Source organism: Steroidobacter sp., from assembly GCF_016790065.1.
GTDB lineage: Bacteria > Pseudomonadota > Gammaproteobacteria > Steroidobacterales > Steroidobacteraceae > Steroidobacter.
Genome location: NZ_JAEUPY010000908.1, coordinates 1 through 6199, shown reverse-complemented (window position 1 = coordinate 6199; position 6199 = coordinate 1). Strand labels below are relative to the sequence as shown.

General features: G+C 62.3%; 5 protein-coding genes. 1 reads left to right on the top strand and 4 read right to left on the bottom strand.

The genetic code is table 11. The features are described 5' to 3' along the window. Positions 1-489: 489 nt before the first annotated feature. The 4 genes from JNL55_RS36310 to JNL55_RS36295 form a co-directional block, all read right to left on the bottom strand. Complete coding sequence (locus tag JNL55_RS36310; protein ID WP_293866674.1) at positions 490-1503, bottom strand: S49 family peptidase; 1014 nt, start codon at positions 1501-1503, stop codon at positions 490-492. Between the two features lie 492 nt (positions 1504-1995). Continuing rightward, complete coding sequence (locus tag JNL55_RS36305; RefSeq protein WP_293866671.1) at positions 1996-2169, bottom strand: hypothetical protein; 174 nt, start codon at positions 2167-2169, stop codon at positions 1996-1998. Positions 2170-2307: 138 nt separating this feature from the next. Then, positions 2308-3168, bottom strand: a complete 861-nt coding sequence (locus tag JNL55_RS36300; RefSeq protein ID WP_293866668.1) for a hypothetical protein — start codon at positions 3166-3168, stop codon at positions 2308-2310. An 837-nt stretch (positions 3169-4005) separates the two neighbouring features. Next, positions 4006-4938 carry a hypothetical protein gene (locus JNL55_RS36295; protein WP_293866665.1) on the bottom strand — a complete coding sequence of 311 codons (933 nt, stop codon included), beginning with the start codon at positions 4936-4938 and terminating at the stop codon, positions 4006-4008. Between the two features lie 712 nt (positions 4939-5650). Here JNL55_RS36295 and JNL55_RS36290 point away from each other — a divergent pair. Then, positions 5651-6199: hypothetical protein (locus JNL55_RS36290; RefSeq protein ID WP_293866662.1), on the top strand; the 549-nt coding region annotated here is incomplete at its 3' end.

Genomic DNA, 6199 nt, shown 5'->3' with positions numbered 1-6199 from the left:
AATAGGGCGGCGTCTACCGCGATGGCTGCGATCGGGAGCTTTCAAAGCGCGCGTGGCGGTCCGCGCGTGCCGGATGTGAGGAGGCGAGCAGCGCACCTCGGCTGCAGATCGAACGTACGGACTGGGAGGCGAGACGACTGCCTAAGAAGTTACGACCGAACAGGCCGAACTACGGCGGGGCATTCGTCATACTCTTTGAGGTTCACGGGAATCAGCGGCATCCACCGGACCGATCGCCACTGCTGCTCGGGTGAGGAGCGAACACCTCTGGGTTCGAGCCGGCGCCGGATGGGTAGGCCGGTAGGTTCCGTCCCCAATCTCTGCATTCGCTGCGCACAGAGACGGAACGGCCTCGATTGTAAATCAGTCCGTGCTCGAGGTCTTCCTCCCCTACGGCCGCCGGTCAGCCCCCACAAACGACCCCCGCAGGCTCCGCTGGACGCAAGCGGTGAGGCCCCGAACGGCCCACGAGCTTCAGCACGGCGAGTCCTATGGCAACAGCGTCAGTCGCATCGTTGCAAACTGCGTCGCCAGGCGCGACTCCACCAGCACGCCAAACGAATTGGCCATTCGAGTGAACAGATTGGGTGGCAGCGTATAGTCCCTGGCTTGCGTTACGCCCAGGTGCTGCTTCAATACCGTGTCGAGATCGCACAATCCATCCACCAGTCCGAACTTCGCGGCCTGCTCGCCGGTCCAGAAATCGCCGCTGAAGAGCTCCCGCCGATCTCCTTTCAGTCGCGCCCCCCGACTGCGTTCGACCGCCTCGATGAACTGGGCATGGGTGGCCTTTAGCAACTCCGCCGCCTTTTGCTCATCTTCGGCCCGCAATGGCTGAAAGGCGTCGAGCCGATGTTTGCGTGCGCCGGCCGTGAACACCCGCCGTTCGACGCCATAGCGCTGAATCGTCCGATCCAGTCCCCAGCCTTGCATGACGACGCCGATCGAGCCCGTGAGGGTGCTGCGATTGACGCACACGTGAGGTGCGCCGATTGCCACATAGTACGCGCCACTGGTGACCAGATCCTCCCCGATCGCCCACACGGCCTTGCTGGGATACTGCGCACGCAAGCTCACAATCCGATCATGAATGAGCGATGACTGCACGGGACTGCCCCCGGGGCTATTGATCACCAGCACGACGCCCGTGGCGCGCGGATCCTCGAAAGCCGCTTCCAAGGCCGCGGAGACCTTGTGCGCGTTCGCGCGCTGCTCAGCATCGATGAGTCCTTCGATTCTCACCAGCGCCGCATACGGCCCGTTGAACTGGGTGGGTGCGAACAGCTGCTGCAATCCGAGCGAATAAAGCAAGGCCCCGCCGACCACCGACACGCAGATCAGCGCCGCTCGAATGTTTCTCCAGCGCAGATCCCGTCGCATCATTCGATCATGCGTGTTGGTCTGTTGCTCTTGGGAGGCCATCACGACTCGAACGATCTGCGACAGCTCCCGGATCGCATCGGACAGTGGCTGATCGTCGCTCGGTTTGTTGGGTTCAGTCATGAACGTCTCCTTAATACGACCGATGCGCGCCTCAATATCGAGTGGCGGTTCTGACCGGCCGACGGCACTGGCGCCGCAGCTGACGGGGAAACTCACGCTGTCGTGCGCATGCGGAATCACGTCGATCTACGCTCATCGTAGCGCCGACACGTACCTCACCCACGTGCATGGCGGGCCTTCAGGGCCCGCGTCGTCGCCCCCGCTGACGGGGCTCGATGTTCAGCGAAGACAAACACCGGCTCGCGTTCCCTGCCAGTCCGAGGGCGACATCCGGTACCGGGCGAGGCAGATCGCTGGAACACCCTCGTTGTACTGATCGATGAATCGGAGGAGGCCATGCTCGCAGCATGACCTCCTCCCGCTCGCCGACCCTCCAATCCTCAACGGATCGGGATGCCGGCCTCGAGGTCATCCTCAGCGCCGAAGGAGCACGCGTCTATTGGACTCTTGAATTCCTCGAGACGAGAAGCGCGCACAGCAACGTCTCCTGTTCTATCCTTCGACCCGTCGCCATTCGCTGACGTTGTAGAACATGACCACCAGTCCATACCGGTGCTTCTTGGCCTCGCGGTAAGTACTCCGGTGGAGTACCTCCCAGATCGTTCCCTTGCGAACCAGAATTTGTTCGTCAGGCTCGAAATCGTCCTCTACTGGATAATCAACCACAGCGGTCTCCTCTACGATTTGATTCAGGACTGCGGGGTGCTTTGCGTCCGCGGTGAATCTCCCAGAATCCCTCGCACTCGCACGGTCCGTAGCAATGCCGATGGATTTTTTTGATTCCGACGGCCGCAAAGACGGCGCTCAGGCTGCGTCTCGCTGACGCGGAGCCCAAGTCTTCCCGCCATCCTGCGTCTCGACCGAGTGTCCGCAGCCGGAGCAATGAAAGGCGGCATACACGCCCCCGTTTCCTGTGCCAAATTGCGAACCGAGATAGCCGCGCCTTGGGCACAGCCCGCAAGCTGGCGGCTGAAGGCCCTCGTCCTGCGACAGTGGCCAGTTGCGATTGAAGTACGCACGTCCTTCCGTGGAATACAGGTGTCGGCGAAGACTTTTGCGCCGCTCATCATCAAATCGTTCCGCGAGTACGCCGCTGCTGTCACCGCCATACCAAATCTCACAGCGTGGGATATTTGTCTCTAGCCACTCGGCGATGGCGCAGTACGTGAGGATATCCCCGCGCTCGTATCCCTCGCCGTAGTACCTGCCCGCAAGATTCACCTCGATCAAGCACTCTCCCTCGCGCGCCTTGATAGGCTTGTCGCTGTCCTCGTGATACTCGCTGCCCGGCTCCGGATCGCACGACTCTCGGTGCCATGCCAGGGTGCGATCAATCGCGAGGCACATTTCCGTGGGGCGCACGCCCACGTCGGCCACGATGTCTGTTGTTAAGCGCTGCAATTCTTCGCGCGCGCTGTCCGGAGCGCACAAGGGGCTCAGCGTGTTGCAAACCTCCTCGTATCGGGCATGGAGCGCGTGCGCTTTCCAGGCGGCGGCCCATCCGGCATAGGCCTTCTGGTACTCGATGTGTGACAGGCCGTCTCTAATCATAAAATGCTCTGCTCCAATGGCCGTGCACAGACGCCATGACATTTCTTTGAGCCATTCGTCGGTGACCATCTTCCGAGGGACGTTGCGAATCAGCATTCGTACGTCGATACCCATAGATATCTACTCCTGGTGTATAGGTGCCCCGCGGCGCTTCGAATGCGTTCGAGCGACTTCGCGTGGCGATGGGGTGCGGCACAGACGCACACGCGTCTGCGCCTGAAGAGCGGTCGGCGGTTGACGCCCCATGGCGTGGGCCATCGTTGGGTGTCGGCGGGTGTGCAGGCTCCGCGATGCTCAATCGAACGAGCACCGAAGTGCCTGGGCCGCCCAGGCATAGAGATCTCGCATCGGCGAGTCAGAGAGTGGCGTCGCCGTAAAGCCTTGCCCGCGCGTGCGGGACGACAATGCGATCGATGCGCGGCTGCGCTCTGCTTGAATGGGTCGTCAACTCGACCGCGAATGAATGTTCAACGAAGCGGACGAGAATTCATGACCCCGTCTTCGTGAACGTTGACCGGCCGCAGTTTTGTGTGGGGCGGCGACCACCCAATCGCCTCACGACGTCGCGAGGCGCATGTTTCTAGAAACAATTCGGGTGAGCGGGCGGGCGCTTGGGGCGCGCGCCTCACATTAATAACAAAGGCGCGCCAAGGGCATCAGTGTCGCTGTCGTGCATCGGTTGGCAGTCATCTAGCGCTTGCCTAGCGTTCGCGTGCTGTTGCGAGTCGAGATAGGTCGTGGACGTCCAGCCTACGGTAAACCGAGTAAGCCCTGCAGGCACGGGCCACATCGTCATACAAACCACGCCGATGGGATGCCGTCACCGAAAATCACGGCGCATCATCCGATCATCGGTCAGGCAACACGACCAACACGCAACTTTCGAAGGCTGATCGTTGCTCGGCCGGCCGAGTTGCCTCATGAATATCCCAGGACCATCAAAACAGTCGGCTAGAGATCGCTGATGCGTGGCTCGGCCCGAGTCGTGGCGTTGACGTGTTGCAGCCGCCGCTGAAACTCACGTTTGAGTGCGCGGGGGGAACTCACGTGTTGAAGCACGACTTCGTAGCTGTCGATCGCTCCGGCGGCCAGCTTCACGCTGCCCACGTTGAGCAACATCTGAAGAACGGTCTGATCGACATCCGCGCTGCGCAGATGAGCAAAGTTCACACGCGGCGCTCGCCTTCGAAGTTTTCCTTTGTCGAAGTACCACTGCACTTGCTCGACGCCGCGAGCGTCGACAAGGTACGTGTTCGCAGTGTACGCCCACAAAAAACGGGACACCGCGGTCAGCGCCAGCAGCGCACCACACAGGGCCGTCAAGCCGAGCATCACAGCCCCGCCCGTTCCAGTGGGTATCGACAGGCCCGTCACCGTGAACACCCGATGGGGCTGCAGCAGCAACAGCGCGCCAAGCACCGCTTGCAAGTGCAGCCCGATGAATGCTCGGACGGCAGGACTGAGTCGAAACGCTTCTGGATAGGATGGCGCTGGAGTGCGCGATGCCGCCGTGGGGCCGGCGCCGCCGGCGTGGTGGGTCGTCATCGCCGGCAGGCCATCGGGCGGTGAAGAACGTGCCGATGGCTTCCGGTCGAGCTCGGACAGCAGCGCATCGCGCGGAGACGTTGCGATGGGGCCAGGCTCAGGCGTCGGAACGATGGATCCCACTTGGACGGCAAACCCGCCACTCGGGTGTTCGGTGACCTTCAGTGCCACCTCCGTGCCCAGTTCGCTCGCCAGCAAATCGCACTTGATCTGAGCCGTGGCCCGACTGCGAAACGGCTGTCCGTCCGATGCCAGAATCCATTGCCTCACGGGAGCCCCGAGTGCTGACTCGACTGGGAACTCACCGTAGCGCTCCTTGCAAGCCGGGTGGGCACGCATGGCGGGCCTCCAAGGCTCCCATCGGCACACGCTCTGACAAGGCCGCAGCGCCAATGCTTCAGAGCAAGCCGCTGCTTCACGAGTCACTCGCGCCGCGGGCGCTCAGGATCGCAAGCCTGTCCACGCGTACTCCCAACGCTCACGTCCACAGCCTCGCGGCAGGGGCTGGGTGATAACCTCGTGACGATTTCACGAGTGCGCACTGCCTCCCTTGTCACCCGTGCGCAACGTATCGATGAGCCCTGCAAACCGCGACGGCTCCGTGACGCCACTCGCGCCCGAGAGTTGAAACCCTCGCGGTGCTAATCCTGCCGGCGCGAGTTCACCGAGACTCGCGTCAAGCCTCAAGCGCGCTTTGCGATGGCTGCGGATCTTCATCGCGCAGAAAAGTCACCGGGGCGGGGTTCGCAACCTCCTCTGCGCCGCTGAATCGAACGTCGCGAGAGATCGCGCCATCCTTGCTCCACTTTAGAAACATTGCGCCAACCCCGCTGACCTCGTGGTTGGACTTCCAACGGCTCGCACACGTGTTCTGCGTGCGAGCGTTACCCATCTAACGTCCCACTTCTGAAAGAGATCAGATGTCATGACGAACCAGAACATTCAAGTGTCCGAGTCGCCCTGCGCTGCTCCGGTCGATGTTTCCTTCGATCCCCCTGCCCTCATCACTCGTGAGATCGCACAGAAGGTGCTACGGATGGTGGAGGCTGGATTGTCCGAGGGTTTCGGACGGCGCGAGCCGGGTCAGATGTGTGTCGAAGCCGTCGTGTGCTGCGCACTCGGCCTGCCCCATGGGGATGATCCTGGCTGTGTGGCCGAATGGCTTCGCTGCCTCATGATTCAGCTCAATGACTGTGCTTGGTCATCGCCGCATGCACGAGCCTGCGGCCTGCGCCGCGCGGCCCTAGTACAGCTTGGCAGCAAAGGCGTGCTCAATGAGAGCGAGTTCGCCGTCCGTGTGATGCGTGTCGCACTCGCCCGCGTGCCTGCAGCTTTCCGCGCCGCCGCTTCGCTTCACAGCAACGAGCGTCACCGCTCGGCATTGAACTGCGCCGCGGAGGCGTGCGAGCGCAATCCGACGCGTCTGTCCTTCGTCGCTGCGCGCAAGGCCGCTCACAGTGCCAATGACGACCTGAGCGGTAACCCTGCCCTCGCCGTCTACGCCGCGATCGCCGCAGCCAACGCTGCGGTCGAAGCAACAGCGCCGCCGCGGATCGACAGCGACACCCTGGAGTCCGCAGTGAACGCCGCGCTCTGGGCG

What these genes read in the sequence shown, in the direction of transcription:
- JNL55_RS36310 (WP_293866674.1), bottom strand. Translation starts at nt 1,503, where the DNA reads ATGACTGAACCCAACAAACCGAGCGACGATCAGCCACTGTCCGATGCG.
- JNL55_RS36300 (WP_293866668.1), bottom strand. Translation starts at nt 3,168, where the DNA reads ATGGGTATCGACGTACGAATGCTGATTCGCAACGTCCCTCGGAAGATG.
- JNL55_RS36295 (WP_293866665.1), bottom strand. Translation starts at nt 4,938, where the DNA reads ATGCGTGCCCACCCGGCTTGCAAGGAGCGCTACGGTGAGTTCCCAGTC.